The 20,575-nt window shown below is 71.9% G+C and carries 16 protein-coding genes; 8 read left to right on the forward strand and 8 right to left on the reverse strand.

All coding sequences use genetic code 11. From position 1 onward, the window contains the following. The first annotated feature begins 98 nt into the window (after positions 1-98). The 5 genes from ACTOQ2_RS34025 to ACTOQ2_RS34045 all read left to right on the forward strand — a co-directional run bounded on the left by ACTOQ2_RS34025 (position 99) and on the right by ACTOQ2_RS34045 (position 7,167). Positions 99-875 carry an RNA-guided endonuclease TnpB family protein gene (locus ACTOQ2_RS34025; RefSeq protein ID WP_440104916.1) on the forward strand — a complete coding sequence of 259 codons (777 nt, stop codon included), beginning with the start codon at positions 99-101 and terminating at the stop codon, positions 873-875. Between the two features lie 971 nt (positions 876-1,846). Next, complete coding sequence (locus tag ACTOQ2_RS34030; protein WP_440104918.1) at positions 1,847-4,606, forward strand: AAA family ATPase; 2,760 nt, start codon at positions 1,847-1,849, stop codon at positions 4,604-4,606. Between the two features lie 209 nt (positions 4,607-4,815). After that, positions 4,816-4,956, forward strand: coding sequence for a hypothetical protein (locus tag ACTOQ2_RS34035; RefSeq protein ID WP_329082214.1), 141 nt, complete (start codon positions 4,816-4,818; stop codon positions 4,954-4,956). Between the two features lie 334 nt (positions 4,957-5,290). After that, entirely contained in the window at positions 5,291-6,706 is a 1,416-nt protein-coding gene (locus ACTOQ2_RS34040; protein ID WP_440104920.1) for a hypothetical protein, read from the forward strand. Between the two features lie 251 nt (positions 6,707-6,957). Continuing rightward, on the forward strand, positions 6,958-7,167 hold the full coding sequence (locus tag ACTOQ2_RS34045) for a hypothetical protein (protein ID WP_440104921.1): 210 nt from the start codon (positions 6,958-6,960) through the stop codon (positions 7,165-7,167). 332 nt (positions 7,168-7,499) lie between these two features. Here the strand turns inward: ACTOQ2_RS34045 and ACTOQ2_RS34050 are convergent, their stop codons facing one another. Beyond that, a complete protein-coding gene (locus ACTOQ2_RS34050; RefSeq protein WP_440104922.1) occupies positions 7,500-8,198 on the reverse strand; it encodes a neutral zinc metallopeptidase in 699 nt (232 codons plus the stop codon). Between the two features lie 349 nt (positions 8,199-8,547). Here ACTOQ2_RS34050 and ACTOQ2_RS34055 point away from each other — a divergent pair, with 349 nt between their 5' ends. Beyond that, positions 8,548-10,164: an FAD-dependent oxidoreductase gene (locus ACTOQ2_RS34055; protein WP_440104923.1), complete on the forward strand. Its 1,617-nt coding sequence runs from the start codon at positions 8,548-8,550 to the stop codon at positions 10,162-10,164. Positions 10,165-10,257: 93 nt separating this feature from the next. Here the strand turns inward: ACTOQ2_RS34055 and ACTOQ2_RS34060 are convergent, their stop codons facing one another. From ACTOQ2_RS34060 to ACTOQ2_RS34070, 3 genes are all read right to left on the reverse strand, one after another. Then, complete coding sequence (locus ACTOQ2_RS34060; protein ID WP_440104925.1) at positions 10,258-11,094, reverse strand: VOC family protein; 837 nt, start codon at positions 11,092-11,094, stop codon at positions 10,258-10,260. Between the two features lie 619 nt (positions 11,095-11,713). Continuing rightward, positions 11,714-12,748, reverse strand: coding sequence for a LacI family DNA-binding transcriptional regulator (locus tag ACTOQ2_RS34065; protein ID WP_440104927.1), 1,035 nt, complete (start codon positions 12,746-12,748; stop codon positions 11,714-11,716). A gap of 227 nt (positions 12,749-12,975) precedes the next feature. Then, positions 12,976-13,140: a hypothetical protein gene (locus ACTOQ2_RS34070; protein ID WP_440104929.1), complete on the reverse strand. Its 165-nt coding sequence runs from the start codon at positions 13,138-13,140 to the stop codon at positions 12,976-12,978. 7 nt (positions 13,141-13,147) lie between these two features. Between ACTOQ2_RS34070 and ACTOQ2_RS34075 the strand changes: the two genes are divergently transcribed. Continuing rightward, a complete protein-coding gene (locus tag ACTOQ2_RS34075; RefSeq protein ID WP_440104931.1) occupies positions 13,148-13,606 on the forward strand; it encodes a hypothetical protein in 459 nt (152 codons plus the stop codon). Between the two features lie 92 nt (positions 13,607-13,698). On the opposite strand, the gene ACTOQ2_RS34080 is transcribed toward ACTOQ2_RS34075, so the two are convergent. The 4 genes from ACTOQ2_RS34080 to ACTOQ2_RS34095 are packed head-to-tail and all read right to left on the reverse strand — an operon-like array spanning position 13,699 to position 19,020. Continuing rightward, complete coding sequence (locus ACTOQ2_RS34080) at positions 13,699-15,738, reverse strand: amylo-alpha-1,6-glucosidase (RefSeq protein WP_440104933.1); 2,040 nt, start codon at positions 15,736-15,738, stop codon at positions 13,699-13,701. After that, complete coding sequence (locus tag ACTOQ2_RS34085; protein WP_440104934.1) at positions 15,735-17,144, reverse strand: MGH1-like glycoside hydrolase domain-containing protein; 1,410 nt, start codon at positions 17,142-17,144, stop codon at positions 15,735-15,737. Before ACTOQ2_RS34085 ends, ACTOQ2_RS34080 begins: the two co-directional genes overlap by 4 nt. Beyond that, entirely contained in the window at positions 17,141-17,959 is an 819-nt protein-coding gene (locus ACTOQ2_RS34090) for a TIM barrel protein (protein ID WP_440104935.1), read from the reverse strand. Before ACTOQ2_RS34090 ends, ACTOQ2_RS34085 begins: the two co-directional genes overlap by 4 nt. 14 nt (positions 17,960-17,973) lie before the next feature. Then, positions 17,974-19,020 (reverse strand): zinc-dependent alcohol dehydrogenase, encoded by a 1,047-nt coding sequence (locus ACTOQ2_RS34095; RefSeq protein ID WP_440104936.1) that lies wholly within the window; start codon positions 19,018-19,020, stop codon positions 17,974-17,976. A gap of 147 nt (positions 19,021-19,167) precedes the next feature. On the opposite strand from ACTOQ2_RS34095, the gene ACTOQ2_RS34100 reads away from it, so the two are divergent. Next, on the forward strand, positions 19,168-20,568 hold the full coding sequence (locus tag ACTOQ2_RS34100; protein WP_440104937.1) for an ABC transporter substrate-binding protein: 1,401 nt from the start codon (positions 19,168-19,170) through the stop codon (positions 20,566-20,568). Positions 20,569-20,575 lie beyond the last annotated feature (7 nt).

Genomic DNA, 20,575 nt, shown 5'->3' on the forward strand with positions numbered 1-20,575 from the left:
CGTACGGGTGAGTCGACCCGGAAACTGGCCCGGCACGTGGAGCGCGGCACGGGGCGGATCCTGTCGGCCACCGTCCGCGGTGAGGGGGGCGGTGGTTCGTGGCGTTCACCTGCGAGCTCGACCGCGCCGACCGCGCCCCGGCCCGGCCGGGCGCCGTCGTCGTCGGGGTGAATCTCGGGGGCAAGGACCTCGCGGTGTTGTCCACCGGCGAGGTCGTCGCCAATCCCAGGCATCACCGCTCGGCGCTCAAGCGGCTACGCCGGTTGAACAAGCAACTCGCCCGCCGAACCGGGCCGCGCGCCCCCGACGGTGGCAGGCGCGAGCCCTCCGCCCGCTGGACCACGACCAAGGCCGCGCTCGGCACGGCACACGCGCGGGTGGCCAACCAGCGGCGCGACGGCCTGCATAAGCTCACCAGCCGCTTGGCGGCCACCTGGGGCACCGTGGTGGTCGAAGACCTCACCATCTCCGGGATGGTCCGTAACCGTCGCCTGGCCCGCGCCGTCTCCGATGTCGGCATGGCCGAGGTGCGGCGGCAGCTGTCTTACAAAACCGGCCGGAGCGGCGGGCGGCTCATTGTTGCCGACCGGTGGTTCCCCAGTAGTAAGACCTGTTCGGGTTGCGGCGTGGTGAAAGCCAAGCTCGCCCTGTCCGAACGCACCTACGCCTGCGCCGAGTGCGGCCTTGCCCTGGGGCGGGATCTCAATGCCGCGCTGAATCTGGCCGCGCTCGCGGCCGACGTCGCCCAGAGTTGCGGGGAGACGCGAAACGCCCGTGGAGGAGCGGTAGGACCCGGCACCCGTGCCGGGCGCGCACCGGCGAAACGGGAACCCCGGAAACGGGGAACGCTCCGGCGCAAGCCGGAAGCTGCCTGAGAGCGCGCTCACCACAGCACACTCACAAGCAACGGAGCACCCTGTCCCTCTCGGCGGCGCGCTGAGCGTGGCGGACGGGACGGTGACCGAATGGCTGGAATACTACGACCGGGCCACCCCGCCGCGCGGGACGGCTCCCGGTACGGACTTCGCGGCATGGCGACCCCCGCCCCGCAGGGCTCGGGGACACCCGGTTCCGCGACGCCGGACTCCGGGACGCCGGGCTCCGAGGTGTCCAGGCCGGGCCCGCCCGGTCATCGTCCGTCCGGGTCCGGCTCGTGGGGGGCCGGACCCGGCGGGCCGTCCGCGGCTCCCGGGGAGCCGCCGTGACCGGCGAGGACGTGACCCGCCTCCGCTCCGGGCGGGTCGCGGGCCACCGAGGCCCTCCGGGTGTTCGCCGTCGACGGGCTTTCCGCGCGACGCGGCCAGGAAGGTGCGAGGGGAGGTACTCACCGGCCCCGGCTGGAGCGCTGAGCGAACACCTCGGACCGTGGTCGGGAAATCGCACTCGGTATCCGCCGTGTACTTTCTCGCGTAATGTGCGAGGTATTGCACACTTCGTGTCACCGGATACTTACCGAGCGCAGAAATCGTCAATTGCGCGAAATCCGGTCGCACGTGCGGCAATCAACGGCCACGGCCTCTTCGCCGCCGGCCGCATTCGTGAACCGCCCTATGTGTTGGCGTGAGTGGATCGGTCCCATTCCGGGAAAACCCGCTTGGACTCCGGAGAACACCAGGTGGGAGTGGGCGTCGCGAGCCTCCCGGGCGGGTTTTCCGCGTGTCCGGGCGGTCGCGGTCCGCGTCCGGAGCGTTCCGCGAACGAGGGAATCCGGAGGGTGCCCGGCTGATGTGAAATTCATTCGGATCCGTTTCGTGAAGAATCTTCAGATGAAATCCATGCCGATAGGCTGATTCCTGACCCATAATCGCCGTCAAGAACATGGGGATCGTGAAAAGGGAGCGCTGCGTTGCACGGCAGAACCTCTCCGCTGTTCATCGGCCGGAAGCGGGAACTCGACTTCCTCGGGGAGGCGTGGGGCGAGGCCAGACGCCGTGACGCGCGGATCGTGGGTGTCCGGGGGGCGTCGGGGATGGGCAAGACCGAGCTGGTCGAGCGCTTCCTGCGTACCGTGCCCGGCGTGCGGGTCGTCCGCGCCTTCGGCGACGAGGACGCCCTCGCCCACCCGTGGGGGGTGCTGGAACAGATCGCCGAGCAGTTGCCGACCCCGGCGCTCGTCAGGACGCTGTCGGGCCAGTCGGAGGCGGCCTTCGTCGGACAGGCCCTCGCGGCGGAGTTCACCGCCGCGGACGCGCTGATCGTGGTCGTCGACGACGCGCACTGCGGCGACCGGCAGTCGATGGCCGCGCTCCGCCTGGCGGCCCGGCGCCTGCGCAACGCCCAGGTCATGCTCCTGGTCGTGCACCAGGCCCCCGGGTACGCGACGGGAGCGGCGCCGGACGCTCCCCGCCTGGAGCTCCACGAGGGATGGGAACGGATCTTCGACTCGGCGCAGGGGCGCCTGCTCCAGGTCGAGGGGCTCTCCGCCGACGACCTCGTGAGGCTCGCCGTCGCGACCGGCCACGACGGGCTCACCCCCTCCGGCGCCAGGAGGCTGCACGAGCACACCGACGGCAACGCGCTGCACTCGGTTCTCCTGCTGGACCAGGTGGAGATGCACTCGATCAACTTCGGCAACGGCCCGCTGCCCGCCCCCCGCGGCATGACGCAGGCAGTCGTGGCGCGGCTGGCGTCGTGCGGCCGCTGTACCCGCGAGGTCGTCGGCGCGGCGGCGGTGCTCGGCCGCCGCTTCGGCCTGGCCGACCTGCGCGCGCTCTCCGGCGTCGACGACGCCACGACGCCTCTCGCGGAGGCCGTCGACGCCGGGCTGGTCAAGGAGATTCCCGGGACGGCGGGGCAGGAGTTCGCGTTCACCACCCTGCTCGTCTGGGACCGCATCTACTACGACTCCGGCGTCGAGCGCCGCCGTGCCCTGCACCGCAACGCCGCCATGCTCGGCGGTCCCGGCGCGTTGTGGCACGGGATCGCGGCGTCCGGCGGCGGTACGGACGGTGAGCTCGCCGCGCTGGCGCAGGAGGAGGCCCAGTCCCTGCTGTCGCGCGGCAGGCTCCCACTGGCGGCGGTGTACGCCCGCCACGCCGCGGAGCTGACCCCGCCGGGACCGGACAGGGTGGCCCGCCTGCTGACGGCCGTGGAGACCCTGCTGGTCTCCGGTGACGCCACCGTCGCCCGGCGCTACGAGAGCGAGATCCTCGCGGCGCCGCGAGGCCCCTGGCGCGACTACGTCGCCGGTTACCAGGCCCTGATCTCCGGGCGCGTCGCGGAGGCCAAGCTGCTGCTGGTCCAGGCGCTGGGCGCCGCCGGGCGCGACAGGGCGGAGAGCCCGCACGCGCCCGCGGACCTGCGGGCGCGCATCGCGGCCCAGCTCGCGATCATCGGGGTGGTCGAGATCTCCTACCCCGAGATGGTCGAGTACGGCACGGCGGCCGTCGCGGCGGGCAGCCACGAGCCGTGGGTGCGCGCGTTCGCCTGGTTCGCCCAGTCCCTGGGCTGGACCCTGGCCGGACGGGCCGAGGAGGCGCTGGCGTCCCTGGCGGACGCCGACCTGCCGGGTTCGGTGGCCGGGCTGGACGGGCTGGTGGCCAGGGGGATGATCCGGCTGTGGACCGACGACCTGGAGGGCGCGTCCGCCGACCTGCGGGAGAGCGTCGCGCGGGCCACGCGCGGCGAGGCGCTGCGGGTCGGCCAGGCACTCGGCTTCCTGGGCGAGGTCGAGTACCGGCGGGGCAGGCTCGACGACGCCGTGCAGTTCACCCGGCTCGCCGTCGGCGACGCCGAGGAGAACGAGCGGGTCTGGGACTACGCGCTCCTGCACTCCCTGGCGTGCTTCCCCCGCGCGGCCCGGGGAGAGTGGGACCTGGCGCGCGAGCACGCCCGCCAGGCCACGGAGTGGGCGCCGCTCGTCGAGAGCAGGGCGAGCCTCGCCTACGCGGCGGGGGCGCGCGCGGCGGTCGCCCAGGCCCGGGGCGACGCCCAGCGGCTGCTCAGCGCGGCCGAGGCGATCGAGCTGCACTACGACTCCCTGGAGCCGGGCACCCACCTGTTCGGCCCGATCGGCGCCGACGCGCTCTCCCAGCTCGGCCGGGCCGACGAGGCGGACGTCGCGCTGGGCGTCTTCAGCGACAGGGCCGCGTCGAGCGGGCGCCGCTCGACCCTGATGTCCATCGCCAGGGTGCGGGGCCAGATCGCCGCCGTCCGGGGCGACCACGCGGGCGCCGTACGGGAGTGCGAGGAAGCCCTCTCCCTGGCCCGCGAGGTGGGCCTGCCGATCGAGGCCGGCAGGATCGACCTGGTGATGACGCGCTCCCAGCACGCCCGGGGCCGCCACGCCGAGGCGGAACGGCTGCTGAGGCGGGCGCTGGTCGCCTTCAACCGTACCGGCGCCGCGGCCTACGCCGCCCTCGCCCTGAAGACGGCCGGGGAGCTCAGGCTTTCCGTGGACGGCCCCAACGCCGCCTTCAGTAGTCTCACCGGGGCCGAGCGCGAGGTCGTGGCGATGGTCTGCGAGGGCATGACCACCCGTCAGATCGCGCAGAAGCGCCTGGTGGCGATCAGCACCGTGGAGACGCAGCTGAACCGCATCTACGCGAAGCTGAACGTCACCAGCCGGGTCGAGCTCCGCGCGGTCCTGTCCGACCCCGACGAATGACGAATGACGAATAAGGCGGTGAGGCGGAGGGCCGGCATCCGGCTCGCGCGGAACGTCGCCGCGGCCACGCCGGCGTACAGGAAACGGACATGTCGGGGTTTGTCGTGCCATCCGTAGGGGTGGTACCTGGACGCTTTCCCGGTCTCCGGCCACTACCGTGAGCGACTGCCAGAGCGCCGGGAGAGCGGTGCCGCCGACAGGAGGCCGGAATGCGGTTGACCATCGACGTCCAGAGGACCGCCACCGGTCACATCGCCGGGACGGTCGAATCCGATGACTCCGCGCCGCCCGTCCCCTTCCACGGTGTCATCGAGCTGGTCACCCTCCTGGAAACCCACCTGGACGGATGATCGCGCGAGAGGGTGCCGCGTGCCCGCCGGCGCGGGAGGCAGTCGTCCACGGAGTGTCACGCCAGGGGGGAGAGCATCAGATGGGCACCACGTCCCACCTCGGGAGGGAACACGGGAGGGAACACCGTCGCCGGCCGGCGACGGGCCGGGCGTACCACCGGCCGCCGGTCGTGACGGTCCCGCGGGCCGTAAGGGCCGTGAGGGCTGTAAGGGCCGTGAGGGCTGTAAGGGCCGTGAGGACCGCGCCGGGCAGGCAGGGCGCGCCGGACATGCGGGGCGTTCCGGTCGTACGGGCCGGGTGGAACGGCCGCGCGGGATCGGCCGGGGCCGCCACGTGAACGCCACCATGACGGTCTTCGTACCGCCGACCGAGAGCGGCCACGACCTGCTGGACAACTGGATACGGCCGATCTGCGCGAGGCTGGGGGTCCGCCTGGCGGTCGCTCTTCCCGGCGCCGGCCAGAGCACCGCGCTCGCGGCGCAGCGGGCGTCGACCTTCGTCGTGTGGGACTGCTCGGTCGAAGGACCTGAGGACGTCTACGCGGCCTTCAACATGCGCGCCAAACTCGACCCCGGCAGCATCGTCCTCAGCCGCACCCCGCTGCCCCGCAACGTGCTGACCCGCGCCAGCCACGCCCCCGTGCACGGCGAGACCCTGGGCAACCCGGAACTGGGCGAGTGGCTGGAGCGGCGCCTGCGCCGCGTGCTGGGCATGGTCCGCACGCCCGCGCCGCGCCTGCCCGCGCCCCGGGAGCACTACTGGATGTTCGACAACCCGGCCGACTACTTCCTCAGCTTCCACGGCGACCACCGGCAGGACGCGGGGGAGTGGCGCGCGGGCTTCGAGAAGGCCCACTCGGTCACCGTGCGGATGGTGCCGCCCCGCGAGTACTCCTACCCGGCCGAGGTGGTCACCCGGCAGCAGATGTGGGAGGGCGTGGCGCGGCTGATGTACGAGATCATCGCGACGGGGAGGGCCATCGTCCATCCCGCGCCCGACTACTTCTCGTCGTTCTGGACGGTGAGCGAGCTGCTGGCCACGCTGTGGCTGCTGCCGCGCGGTTCCACGCCGCCCATGATCACCTCCGCGTACGCCGCCCGGCCCTCGGGCGGCATCCGGCGGCTGGAGCACCTCACCGCCCGTGCCGTCCTGGGCGTCCCCCTGCTGGGCGACGCCTACGCCGACCGCTTCGCCAGGCTCATCAACAACTCCGACCCGATCACCACCGTCCCGCGGGTCCGCAGGCCTCCGGCGGGCCGGGGGGAGGCCGTCACCGAGACGGTCAAGCGGGCCGGCCGGCACGATCCCGAACTGGCGGCCTCACGGTTCTGGGACGAGATGCGGGTGCCCTGCCCGGTCTGCGCCCCCCGGGGCAGGGCCGCCGCGAAGGTCGGCTGGGACCGGCACCTGGACCTGTCGTGGGACGAGCGGGGAGTGGACCACTACGGCTACTTCACCGCGCGGCGCGAGGACCTCGGCACCGGAGGAATCCGCTGCCCCGGGTGCCGTACCCACCTGAGGCTCGTCAACGAGCACGGCGACCGCACGCTCTGGACACCCCTCTCCGAGGGGGAACCCGAACGGGACCGGCCGGTCATCCAGTGCGATCCCGTCTGGCAGGTGCTGCCCGACGGCCCGCTGGGCGCCGAACCGCTTTCCAGGAGGAAGGACTCCGACGCCGTTCTCGACCTCCAGGGCAGGGGGTTCGCCGCCGGGACGAGGTGGGCGTCGGCGCGCAGCTTCGTCTGACCGCGCGAGGCCTTCTCCGGGTCTCGTCACCCCGCGAGCGGGAGCGTTCCAAAACATCGGCCGACCTGGTCGTCGCCCTCGACGGGGCCAGGCCGGCGAGAGGTGTTGAGAGTTCGGTGAGAGGAGGTTCGGTGAGAGGAGGCGAGAGGGATCCCGTTGACACCGCCCAAGCAGAGTTCCCACTCTCGAGGAGAACGGATGAACGCCATCCCTTTCTGGTCCGCGGGCCGGGACGCCGGGGTGAGGCCCCGGTGAGGGGCGCGGACCGCGAGCGCCGCCTGGCCCTGTCGCTGAGCCGTCGCTCCAGCGAGCTCGCGGCCGCCGGACGCCACGAGGAGGCGCTCGCCGCGAGCGAGGAGCCACTGGAGATCGCCAGAACCGCCTCCCTGCACGCCGGCGACACCGAACGGGCGAACCGCCTGGCCGCCCTGATGGAACGTTCGGGAAGCAGCCGCGTCTGAGCCTCCGCTTCCCGTACGGGCTGGTCGGCTGCAGCTCCCGTACGGAGAGGTGAACACGGAGGTGAGGGCGAGATCCGCGTCCCGCGCGGGAGGAGGGGACTCGCGCGGGCCGGGGCCCGCGTGCGGGAGGGGAGACCCGCGCGCGGGCCATGAGCAGGCGCGCGGCCTCGGCCGGCGATCGGGGTTCGTGACCCCGGCCCGGGTGACCCCTCCATCACCCAGGCCGGGGTCCTACCCGGCGGTGGGCCGGGTGCTCTGGCGGTCGCGGGCGCGCTCGTGAGTGTGGTCGCGAGCAGGATCGCGGGTGCGGTCGCGCGCCGGGACCGCCCTCGTCACGCGAAGCATCCGCCCACGCCCTGGCGCGCGCCCCGGTTGAAGGCGCCCAGGCGTTGCGCGGCGGTGCCGTGGTCGCTCACATCGGTCCAGGGAGTGTCGTCGGCGTGTTCTCGCAGAGCCGCCGAGATCTCCGCGGTGTCACCGGTCTCGAAGTACAGGATGCCGTCATCGGCGGCTCCGAAGAGCGCCGCCCCGGCGAGGCAGTCGGCCTGGAGTTCGAGCTGCCGGGACAGCAGCCTCTCGGGAAGGCGGGCCTGGACGGCGTGGGCCCATTCGTGCGCGATGATCAGATAGACCCAGGCGTCCCCCTGCCGGTATCCCATTCGCATGAGGTCGACGTCCCACGCGACGAAGTCGTAGGGCGGCCAGCAGTACAGGGCGTTGTCATCGGGAAGGGGATATCCCTGGCACGTCGGCGCGTTGCCCCACGCGCCGTCGTACGCGCCGAGAACGCGCGGGGGTGAATACCTGCCGGGGAAGAACTCCGACCAGTGCGTCGCCCAGAACCGGTTGATGGCGTATTGGGCACTGCGAATGTCCTCGTTGATGTCGTCGAGGCTCCTCGCGGCGGCGGGTCCCACCGGGGCGTTCCCGCTCGTCGTGGCGGCCGCGGTGCCGGTGGGGACCGCGATCAGCGCGCCGACGAGCAGCGCGACGAGTGCGAGACGAGTGGTTCTCCGTCGTGAAGCGGCCATGGGCTTCTCCCCTGTCGCTGGCGGCCACATACCGGATGCAATGGTTTATCGCAGGGTTTTTTCGCAGAGCACGGTCACCATATGGGGAAAGGTAATACGAGAGAAGCGCTATCGCGAGATCGTATGGAATATCGCGTTAATTAGTCGCTGGATCCGGAGGATTAGAGGCGCGTCGTAAATCAGGGCGAAGCGGGAGCGGGCGCCGGAGGGCTCTCCGGTGCCGACGGCGTACCCGATTCCCGGGCGGGGACGATCGTGACGGCCACGCCGATCAGCCGAGTCACCTGGAAAGGCCTCCCGCCGTGCGTCGTGAAGTCTTCGTCAACAAGCGCGCCCTATCATGCCGAGCATGGAAACCGGCGACGGCAAAAGCACCCTCCTCGACGAGGAGCAGTTGGACCGCCTCGCGGGGTACGGCGAGGCGGAGGATGTCCGGGAGGGGCAGAACCTGTATTCCTCAGGTGACACCGCCTACGACCTTTTCCTGCTGCGGACGGCGACGGTGGATGTCGTCAGGGACGCGACGGCGATCGAGCCGGAACGCCTGATCTACCGGCGCGGGCCGGGCGAGTTCCTCGGCGAGCTCAACCTGCTGACCGGTCAGCAGGTCTATCTGACGGCCCGCGTCGCGACCGCCGGAACCGTCGTCCGGATCCCGGCGCACGCCCTGCGCCGGGTCCTCGCCGAGCAGGTCGACATCGCCGACGTGCTGATCGAGACGTTCCGGGCACGGCGCGAGCTCATGCGGTCCGCGGCCGGCAGCGCGCTGGAGATCGTCGGCCGGCCGGATACCGCCGAGACGCTTTGCCTGCGCACGTACGTGACGCAGATGCTCCTGCCGCACGCATGGCTCGACGCGACGTCACTGTCAGGGCGCGCGCTGTTGAGGTCGACCGGCACCGGCGAGGACGATCTCCCGATCGCGGTGACGAACGGCCTGGTGCTGCGCCGCGCCACCCCGGGAACGGTCGCCGAGGCGCTCGGCCTGACCTATCACGCCACGGAGTGCATCCCCGATCTCGTCGTCGTCGGCGCCGGACCGGCCGGTCTGGCAGCGGCGGTCTACGGTGCCTCCGAGGGCCTCGCCACCGTGCTGCTGGACGGCTGCGGGATCGGAGGCCAGGCCGCGAAGAGCGCCCGGATCGAGAACTATCTCGGCTTCCCGCAGGGGGTCAGTGGTGAGGAGCTGACCCGGCTGGCGATGATCCAGGCGCTCAAGTTCGGCGTCCAGATCTTCTCCCCCTGCAAGGTCGTCGGCCTGGACCTCTCCGACGAGAGGCGACCGGCGGTGGAGCTCAAGGACGGCTCCCGCATCGAAACCTCCACGGTGATCGTCGCCACCGGAGCGCACTACCGGCGCCTCGACATCCCGCGATGGGCGGAGTTCGAGGAAAGAGGCTGCATCCGGTACGCGGCGACCGAGCTGGAGGTCCTCAGGTACGAGTCACAGCCGGTGGCAGTGGTCGGCGGTGCCAACTCGGCCGGGCAGGCGGCCCTGTCTCTGGCCGCTCGCGGTTGCACGGTGAACCTGGTGGTGCGAACCGCCGACCTCGGGGCGAAGATGTCGGCGTACCTGGCAGACCGGATCCTGGCCCATCCCCGGATCCACGTCCGGACCGGAAGCACGGTGCGGCACCTCGACGGGGACGAGACCCTCACGTCGATCGTCGTGACAGACGCCGCCGGCGAGTCGGAGCGGCTGGACTGCCGAGGGCTGTTCTGCTTCATCGGCGCCACACCGGAGTCGGACTGGATGAAGGACATCGCGAAGGACGACCACGGCTTCGTCGTCACGGACAGCCGCCTGCCCCCGGGGACGCACGAGGCACCGCTGCCGTTCCAGACCAGTGCGCGCCACGTCTTCGCGGTGGGCGATGTCCGTTCGAGTTCGACCAAGCGGGTGGCCACCGCGGTCGGAGAGGGCGCGGGCGCCGTCTCCTCGGTCCACGCGGTTCTCGGCGGCTGAGGCGGGCCTCGCGGCCCGGACCGGCGCTGAAGTCCAGACGACCCCTTGCTCGACTGGGCGGCCCGGCCTGCTCGTCGTCCGGTGACACGACGGTCATCTGCCGGTTTTGTCGAGGTGGCGCCGCCGGGCTTCAGCGAAGGTCCTCTTGATCGGATCGAGAGCCTGGACGAACTCGAGCTGCTCCCCCTCCGGACCCTTGCAGTAGATCAGGGTCCAGCCGTTCGACTTGCCCTCCCGGATCTTGTTGGTGTTGGAGCTCCTCGGCGCGGCCCGGCGAGTCGCCTCGGTGCGGACGGTGACCACTCGGTTGGCCTTGACCTGGGTCATGCCGCGCCGTGCGCTCTCGGCCTCAAGGTCGGCGATGAACTTGTCGGGGTCCACGTCGTCGCGGATGTGGAAACAGATGTGCATCGACCGCGGATAGGCCGGGCTCATGTGATCACGTGGCTCGGCGAAGCTGTGGCCCGTGCCGGAGGGTTGCGTCGCGTCCCGGTACTGGAGAAGCTCGATCACCACGTTCCCGAAGTGCACGAACCGGACGTCCAGCCGCTGTGTCCCACCGGCGAGATCGGGCACACCGATCGTGGCGGGGCTGATGCCCTCCTCGGCTGCCAGGATCTCCTGGTCGGTCAGCAGAGTGTCGTGAATCGCCTGGCCGTGGAAGTCGCCGTCCCGCAACACCTCGGTACCGCCGAGCACCTGCGTGTAGAACTCGAAGGCGCGCTCCATGTCCTGGACGGTCAGCCCGAAGTGTTGCACCCCCTGCAGCCGCAGGCCGAGTGCGGCGCGGTCGCGCGGTCCCCCGCCGGAGGTCGCGGAGGGAACCGCGGCCTCCGCCGCACCGCTCCCGGCCACCGTGACGGCGGCGCCCGCTGCGGCCGCTCGGATGACGTCACGGCGGGACGGCGTGCCGTAGGCTTCTTTTCCCATTTATGCACCTCTCTGGCCCTCCGTTTTAATAAAGACGGCATGGCTAACGGGGCAGCACTCCAATCACTATAGTCTTTCTGAAAAAGCGCTCCGCATCGACGTGAACTCCCTTCTCTTGAACGGTATGGGTCTTCACCTGCCGAACCCCGTCACGGATCGTCAGGCCAGGAGGACAGTGGCGGAGCAGTGTGAAGTCGGCGAGGCCGCGTGCACGCGGCGCATGATCATCTTTTCTTGGTGTTCACGCCGATGACGGGGATTCCCATTCGGCTACGCCTTGATACTCGTTTCCCCGGTCATCTCACTTCTTTCGTCGGCCGAGGGCGACCGTCGTGCAAGAAAGCTCTGCCTGAATTCGGGTGGTGGTTGCGAGAATTCCATGTGAAGCTCACCCGCATCGGAGCCGAGAGCGGAACCGGTCCCTGCGGTCGGCACCTCGCGCGACGGCACCTGTTGTCGGGACGGCCTTGTCCCCTCCCGAGGGGAGAGATCCGGTGTCTGCCGGCACACATGATCACAAGCCCACCTGACCTCGACCGGATCCGGGAGTGGTCCCGCCGGCGCCGCCGTCACCGCTACGCCGCAAAGATCGGCCACTACCGGCGAAGACAGCCGCCGATCACGAACTGACGCCGGAGTACTGGGCAGCCGGGGGAGCGGAGCTCTCGCGGACGACGAGGTCGGTGGAGAGCTCGACCCGGCGCGGCTCGGGTGACTCGCCACGGGAGATGCCCAGGGCCATCCGGGTGGCGAGGAAGGCCATCTCCTCCAGGGGCTGGCGGACCGTGGTGAGCGGCGGCCAGGCGGACCTGGACAGGGGCAGGTCGTCGAAGCCGACGACGCTCAGGTCGTCGGGGACGCGCAGCCCGCGCTGCCTGGCCACCTCGAAGACGCCGAAGGCCTGCAGGTCGCTGCCGGCGAAGATGGCGGTGGGCCGGTCGGGCAGCGAGAGCAGGGTGTGGCCGTGGTCGTGGCCGGAGCCGACGAGGAAGTCACCGTGCAGGATCAGCGAGGGGTCGACCTCGACCCCCGCCGTCTCCAGCGCGGCCCGGTAGCCGTCGATGCGGGCGCGGCTGCACAGCACGTCGGGCGGGCCGCCGATCATGCCGATCCTGCGGTGGCCGAGTTCCAGGAGATGCCGGGTGGCGGTCAGGCCGCCCTGCCAGTTGGTCGCGCCCACCGAGGCCACGCCGGGGGCCGGCTCGCCCTCGGGGTCGACGACCACGAAGGGGATCGAGCGGGAGTTGAGCCGGTCGTACCGCTGTGCCGAGAGCCGGGAGCCGACGATGATCACACCGTCGGTGCGGCGGGCGGCGAGCCGGTCGAGCCAGTCGCGGCCGGGACCCTCGTGGGTGTGCAGGACGGAGATCACGATGCTGGCCTCGGCCTCCGCGGCCGCCTTCTCCGCACCGCGGATGAGCTCCATCGCCCACGGGCTCTCCAGCTCGGCGAAGATCAGGTCGATCAGGCCCGCCGGGCCGTCGGTGCCGGTCGCGCGCCGGATGTAACCGTGCTCGCGCAGGAGACGCTCGACCCGCCTGCGGGTCTCCGGCGACACCTCGGACCTACCGTTGATCACCTTGGAGACCGTGGGGGCTGAGACGCCCGCCTCCTCGGCGATACGGGCGATCGTCACCCGGGGCTTACCTGGCATGCCCGGCAGCATATCCGAAACCTTTCGGAGTGTGCCCGGTGGCCTGGGAATACGTTTCTTCCTCCTCTGTGGAGCTCTCGCGCGGTACGCCACCCGCGCTTGAACGTTTTCTGCGAACCCCGGACGGAAAAATTTTTGTGGTCGAGAGAAATGTTCACCGGCTCGTATCGCGGTTGTGAGCGCCAACGCGCGCTTCCACGGACGCCCGGGCTTCTCGCGGCGGCCGCTCAGTCCGCCGCTGACGGGTTCGGGCTCGGGTTCGTTCGCAGGGCCAGCGTGCGGGCCGCGTGTTCGGTCCACGCCGTGAGGAACACCTCCCGGCCCAGCTCACCCGGCGTGTGGCCGATGAGGAGTTCCAGCAGCGGGAGGTAGGTCAGCGACGAGAGGAGCACGGCGGCCGTGGCTTCCGGGTCGGACGAATACCTGGAGTTCGTCATGGACGCCGGGCGCTATGCCGAGATCGACGACAAGATCGGCTCGATCGACTGGGTACGCCGCGTCGACAACCTCGTGGAGTTCAAGTTCCGCCCCGTTCTGCCGGGCATCCCGGGACCCGCGCCCAAGCTGGTCTCTCAGATGCGCCTGACGCCGGGCCGGCGCGTCGACGTCCAGTACGCCCCCCTGCCCCGCAACCGGCTGAACCACCGGCTGTCCCGCTTCAGCGCCTCTTTCGAGGCGGAGGCCGTCGCGGACGGCGTCTCCAGGGTGAGGCGCATGATCTCGATCGACTTCGCGCCCTTCCTGCGCCGGCCGCTGGAGCCGATCCTGCGCCACAGGCTGCCCGCCGACGTGCGCAAAGAGGTGCGCGGCTCCAAGCGGCGGCTGGAGAGCAGGGGGGCCAATCCGCCGAAGGACTGATCACCCGCATGTCCCGGTGACGTGCCCGGACGAGGTGCCGTACGAAACCGGGCGGCACGGGCGGGAACCCCCACCTACAGGGTGGGGGCACGTCAACGGTGCGCTACGGCGGAGGAGAGCGGCCCGGAAGCCGTGCCCGCCTCCCGCAGGGCGGTGAGGAGGGCGAGCGGTGTCGCGGCCGCCCAGGCCTGGGGGGAGGACGAGTGCGGGTAGGGCACCGGGTCCGGATGCTCGTCGCGCCCGTACCCGGCCATGACCTCCGGCAGTCGCCAGCCGTGCCCGGCCGCCGCCCGGACCAGGCCGTGGGCGACGGTCCTGGCCTCCTCGGCAAGCCCGCGGCGCGCCAGGCCGAGCACGATGACGGCGTTGTCGTGCGGCCAGATGCTGCCCAGGTGGTAGGAGAGCGGATGATAGGGGACCTGGCCCGCGGCGAGCGTGCGGATGCCGAAGCCGGAGAAGAAGTCGGGCCGCAGCAGCCGCCGGCCCACCGCCAGCTCCTCCTCCGGGGCGAGGATGCCGGACCACAGCAGGTGCCCGGCGTCCGAGGCGAGCGTGTCGACCCGCCGGTCCTCACCGTCCAGGGCGAGCGCGGGGAAGGCGTGCTCGGGCATCCAGAAGTCGCGGCGGAAGCGGTCTCGCAGGTCGGCGGCGGCCTCCTCCAGGAAGCCGGCCCAGCGCGGGTCGCCCCACACCGTGCGGGCGAGCCGGGCCGTGCGGACCAGGGCGTCGTAGGCGTACCCCTGGACCTCGCAGACCGCCAGGGCGCCCTCGGCCCGCGCGCCGTCGGAGAAGCGGATGGCGTCGGCGGAGTCCTTCCAGTTCTGGTTGACCAGGCCGCCGCCCGCCGCGTCGGAGGTGTAGCGGAGGTATCCGTTCCCGCCGAGGCCACCGTCGCGAAACATCCACTCCACCGCCGCGCGCGCCTGCGGTTCGAGGCGCCCGGCCAGCGCCGGGTCGCCGGTGGCCGCGGCGTGGGCCTCCAGCAGCACCAGGAAGAGCGGGGTGGCGTCGACGCTCCCGTAGTAGCGGCCGTAGGGGACCTGCCGGAAGTGCGCGAGCTCGCCGTGCCGCACCTCGTGCACGATCCTGCCCGGCTGCTCCAGGCGGGAGGGGTCGTTCCGCGTCCCCTGTACGGCGGCGAGCGCGAGCAGGGTGTCGGCGGCCAGCGCGGGCCGGTACGGCAGGGCGAAGAGCGAGGTCAGCAGGGAGTCGCGGCCGAACAGGCCGAGGAACCAGGGGACGCCGGCCGCGGGCACCCGCAGCGCCTCGCCGGCGGGGCCCGAGGTGGGGACGCGCAGCCGCGCCAGGTCGGCCAGCCCCTGCTCGCAGGCCCGGGCCAGTTCCTCCCAGGAGGTGAGGTCGCGGGGGCGGGGCCGCGCGCCGGCGAACTCGCCGGTGTCGGCCTCCAGCCGTTCCCGCACGGTGCCGGGGGAGCCGGGTGGGGACGGTTCCCCCGTACCGTGCGGGACGGCCAGGGCGGTGAGCCGCAGATCCGCCGTGCCGTGGGCGGGCAGCGCGAACCGCCAGGTCAGGACGCGGGCGGTACCCTCGCCCTCGCCCTCTCCGTCGGCGGGGCGGGTCCGGTGCGGCGGCGGCGAGGCGGTGACGGTGGTCCGCGAGGACCAGCTCTCCCCGCGCCGGTAGTGGAAGGCGACCCCGTCCGGGGTGTCGTGCGCGGTGCGGCGCGCGCCGGGTTTCTCGTACGCGCGGTGGTCGGCGCGTAGCTCGAACTGGTCGGCGAAGTCGGCGTCCACGTGGAGTTCGAGCTCCACGACGGTGGGTTCGCCGCTGTTGCTCACCAGGCGGACGTGCTCGGTGAGGGCGCCCTCGGCCACCGCCTGCCGCCGGAAGACGGTGTAGGCGGGAGGGTGGTCGCGGGTGCCGGCCGGGGTGAGCACGCAGCCGTCGCCGGAGGAGGTCAGCAGGGTCAGCGGGGTCGGCAAGGCCGGCAGGGCCGGTGCGTCCGGCGGGAACGATGCCGCGCCGCCCGCGGTCAGCAGCCACCGGCTCAGATGCCGGGCGTCCCTGACGAACAGCCCGTCCGTCGCGGTGCCCCTGGTGCCGTGGACGTCCCCGTGGGCGGTCACGGCGGCGAAGGTGCCGCTGTTGACCAGCAGGCGGCCGGCGCTCATCGGGCGGAGCCCTCCTCGCCGGATCCGCCTCCGGACGCGTCGCCCTCGGACACGCTTCCAGAGGAGTCGGAGGCGTGGAGCAGGTCCAGGGCCAGGGCTGCGGTCCAGCTGAAGCGCCGGACGCCGCGCCCCTCCCCGGTGTACGGCTCCAGATACTCGGCGAACCCCGTGCTGTGGGCCGCGTCCAGGACCTGCGCGCGCAGCCGGCCCGCCGCCCTCGCGTCGCCGTGCCGCACCAGGCCGCGGTGGACCAGCCAGGCCATGTTGAACCAGCTGGGACCGCGCCAGTAGCGGTTGCCGTCGAACTCCTCCGCCGTGAGGTCGTAGCTGGGCACGAGCCGGACCTCTCCCAGGCGGAAGCGCGGTCCGCGGGCGGTCCGCACCAGGGCCGCCGCGACGTCCTCCGGCAGGCCGGGGACGATCAGCGGGACGAGCCCCGACACGCCGTACCCGGCGATGGGCTCGTCCGTCACCAGGTCGCGGGGGAGGAAGACACCGGCGGCCGGGTCCCACAGCCGGTCGAGCAGGGCGCCGGTCGCCGCCTCGGCCCGCCGCCGGTGCGTCCCCTCGTCCGCGCCGGCCACCCGGGCGATCGCGGCGAGGGCGTGCTCGGAGGCGATGAGCAGGGCGTTGAAGGAGGGGTCCTCGACGGCGAAGGCGTGCGGGGTGCGCGCGTCGTCGTAGCCGTGGTCGCGGTAGGTCGCGGCCAGGCGCACGTACCGCGCGTAGTCCAGGTCGGTGGGCCGGTCGGCGGGGGAGCCGTGGTCGAGGTCGGCCCGGCGGAAGGAGTCCCGCGGCGCGGGCTCGACCCTGGCCAGGGCCACGTCCCAGCTCGGGCTGTTGTCCAGTCCCGGCTCCCACGGGTGCGTCACCGCGGCCAGCCCGCCGCCGCCCAGGTCCCTGGAGACGGCCAGGTAGCGGTGCCAGGCGGCGAGCCGGGGGTAGACGCGCGGCAGGAAACCGCGGCGCCGCGACTCGGCCGGGTCGGCGAGGTGCACCAGCCAGGCGGCCAGGGCGTGAACGGGCGGCTGGACGATTCCGGAGGTCTCGACGGTGGAGGGCGCGCCCGCCTCGCGGTCCGTGCCCGAGGAGCGCCAGAAGTCGGGGCTGGGGAAGTAGGCCCCGAGCGGTACGGACGGGTTGAAGATGATGTGCGGGATCCGGCCGTCGCCCCACTGCGCGCCCAGCAGCGTCTCCAGCTCGCGCTGGGCCCGGCGCGGGGAGAGGTGGCGCAGCCCGATGGCGACGAAGGCCGAGTCCCAGCTCCACTGGTGCGGGTACAGCGCACGCGAGGGAACGGTCGCCGCCCCGGTCCAGTTGCCGAGCAGGACGTGCGTGGCGGCCCGGCGCAGGTGGGCCCGGCGGCCGGTGCCAGAGGTGGCGGCCGCTTCGAGGACGGCGGTCATCCGGCCGGCCGGTGCGGGAAGGAGGCGCGCCGCAGGAAGGGCGGGATCGAGCGTACGGCCCGGACCGGGTCTCCGGTGAGCCTGCACTCGACGGCCAGGTAGCCGTCGTAGCCGATGGCGTCCAGGGCGCCCAGCCAGGCGGGCCAGTCGAGGTGGCCCGCTCCGGGCTGCATGCGGTTGGAGTCGCTGACCTGCGCGTGGCCGACCAGGGACGCGGCGGCGAGGACGGCGGCCGCGGGGTCGGTCTCCTCGATGTTCATGTGGTAGCTGTCGACGCCGATGCGGACCGAGTCCAGGCCGACGGCGCGGATCAGGTCGGCGGCCTGCTCCAGCCGGTTGACCATGTGGTCCTCGTAGCGGTTGAGCGGCTCGAGGAAGAGCGTGACGCCCTCTCCGCGGGCGTGCTCGCCCAGCTCGGTGAGACCCTCGAGCAGCACCTCGCGGTCCCGCTCCTCGCTGCGCGGCGGCTCGAACGGCGGCAGCCGGCGCGAGAACATGCCGTAGGAGGCGGGCGTCTGGGCACCGAGCCCGCCGAGCTCGCCGATGACGGACAGCTGCGACTTCATCTGCTCGAGGGCGTCGCGGCGCAGGTCGTCGTCGAAGGCGCCGAGGAAGTGGAGCATGTCCACGCACACGGTCGGCATGACGACGCCGTCGGCGAGGGCCTTGCGCAGCTCGGGCAGCCGGTCGCGGAAGTGGAAGGCCCCCTTGCCGCGCAGCTCGATGGCGTCGTAGCCGGCGTTCTGCGCGAACTCCCACTTCTCCTGGAGCGTCTCGCCGGGGAGCAGCTGCTCCTGGCAGGCGATCTTGAGCATCGTTCGTCAGCCTCTCAGAACTCCAGGACGACCTGGAGCGCGTCGGCGGGACGCTCATCCAGGAGGACGTATGCCTCGGCCGCGTCGGCGACCGGGACGACATGGCTCACCAGGGACTTCACGTCGACGTGGCCGTCGGCGACGAGCCGCAGGAAGGTCCGCTGCAGGCGCTCCACGCTCCAGCGCCCGGCGAGCTGCGGAGGGACCCCGCCGATCTGGGAGGAGACGAGCTGCACGCGGTTGTGGTGGAACTCGTCTCCGAGCCGCAGCCCCACGCCGTCTCCCTGGTAGAAGCCGGAGGCGACGACGCGCCCGCCCACGGTGACCGAGCGGATGGCCTCGTGCAGGGCCGGGTGGGCGCCGCTGATCTCGATGGCGACGTCGGCGCCGAGCCCACCGGTGGCCTCGCGGATCCGCTCCGCGACGGCGTCGGTGCGCGCGTTCAGGGTGCGTGCGGCACCGTACTCCGCGGCCTTGGCGAGCCGGGAGTCGAGCGCGTCGACGGCGGTGACGCGGGCGCCGCTCAGCTCCGCCAGCCGGGTGGTGAGCAGGCCGATCACGCCCTGGCCGAAGACGGCGACGTCCTCGCCGAGGTGGATGTCTGCGGCGAGGACGGCGTTGTACGCGATGGCCCCGACCCTGGCGAAGGCGCCCGCGAGCGGGGCGAGCCCCTCGGGGAGCGTGTGGCCGATCATCCGCTCGGCGGGGACGAGACCCTCGCCGCGGTGCCCCCAGATGCCCCACACCGTCTCGCCGGCCTCGGGCAGCCCGGGCGTGCCCGCGAGTTCGGGGGAGACCTCGACGACCTCGCCGACCTCCGAGTATCCCCAGCCCGCCACGGGGTAGGAGATGCCGGGCCCCGCGTCGCGGAAGATCCTGGCCTCGGGGTCCCAGGTGCGGGTCAGGTAGGGGTTGGTCCCCCGGTAGGCGGTGAGTTCGGTGCCCGCGGAGATGCCGGAGTACAGGGTCCGGACGCGCAGATGGCCAGGTGGCAGGGGGAGTGACTCGCCGGTGGCGATCTCCACCTGACGGGGGCCGGTGAACTGGACGACACGTTCCACAGGAGCTCCGGAAGATCATTTTTGTGTATCGGTTGGACAAATACCGCTAACTTGTGTCGAAGATATCCCAAACTTAGGTCTTGTCAATAAGCAAAAGTGGTGCTCTGATGCAACACGTACGTAACACGGCGGCAGTGAGGAAGATCTATGCGCAGGCGGTCTCGAAGGTCGAGGGCACTGGCGGCCGCTGTGGCCGTCGCGCTGGGAATCGGGCTGACGTCCGGTTGCGGCGCGCGGGGTGAGAGCGCTCCGGACAACAGGATCACGGTCTGGAGCCTGGAGAACCTCACCCCCCGCATGGAGGTGACCAAGAAGATCGTCGAGGCTTTCGAGAAGGAGAGCGGCGTCCAGGTGGACCTGGTCGGGATCGACGAGGGCCAGCTGCCACAGCTGATCATGTCCGCGGCCGCCGCGGGCACCCTCCCCGACGTCCTCGGCGCCGTCCCGCTCGCCCCCGTCTGGCAGATGTACACCAACGGCCTGCTCGACACCGCCGCGGCGGGCAGGATCGTCGAGGGGCTCGGCGCCGGCACCTTCAACCGCAACGCGCTGACGCTGACCGGCGACAAGGCCACCCGCCTCAGCGTTCCCAGCGACGCCTGGATGCAGATCCTCGTCTACCGCAAGGACCTGTTCGCCAAGGCGGGGCTCTCCGTCCCCGACTCCTACGACACCATGCTGCGGGCCGCGAAGACCCTGAACGGCGGTGAGGTCAGCGGCATGTCACTCGCCACCGACCCGAGCGACGTCTTCACCCAGCAGAGCTTCGAGGACCTCGCGCTCGCCAACGGCTGCGGCCTCGTCGGCCCCGGCGGCGACGTCGGCCTCGACAGCCCCCAGTGCCGGCAGGCCTTCGCCACCTACCACCAGCTCGCCGCCGACTACGGGGCCCCGGGCACGCAGAGCGTGGACTCGACCCGCGCCACCTACTTCGCCGGCCGCTCCGCGATGATCGTCTGGTCCACCTTCCTGCTGGACGAGCTGGCCGGCCTGCGCGCCGACGCGCTGCCCAGCTGCGCGCAGTGCGCCCAGGATCCCGCCTTCCTCTCGGACAACAGCGGGATCGTCACGGCCCTGAAGGGCCCCGGCGCCGCCGAGCCCGCCCAGTTCGGCGAGATCTCCTCCTGGGTGGTCACCCGGACCGCCGAGACCGCGGCCTCGGAGAAGTTCGTCAGGTACATGATGAGCACCGGGTACGAGGACTGGTTCGGGATGGCTCCCGAGGGCAAGATCCCGGTTCGCGACGGCACGGCCGAGGATCCCGGCAGATACCGCGAGGCCTGGCGCGCCAGCGACGTCGGCGTCGACACGAAGAAGCCGATGAAGTCGGTCTTCTCCGCCGAGTTCCTCGACCAGCTCGCCTCCGGCGTGAGCGACATGCGGCGCTGGGGCCTCACCGAGGGTCAGGGCGCGCTGGTCGGCGCGACGCTCGGCGAGCTTCCCATCCCGAAGGCGGTCGGCGCCATGACCTCCGGCCAGATATCCCCGGAAGAGGCCGCCAGGGAGGCCGACGAGGAAGTCACGGCCCTGCAGAAGTCCCTCCAGTGAGCCCCCG

It is taken from the genome of Streptosporangium sp. H16, from assembly GCF_051918855.1.
Lineage (GTDB): Bacteria > Actinomycetota > Actinomycetes > Streptosporangiales > Streptosporangiaceae > Streptosporangium.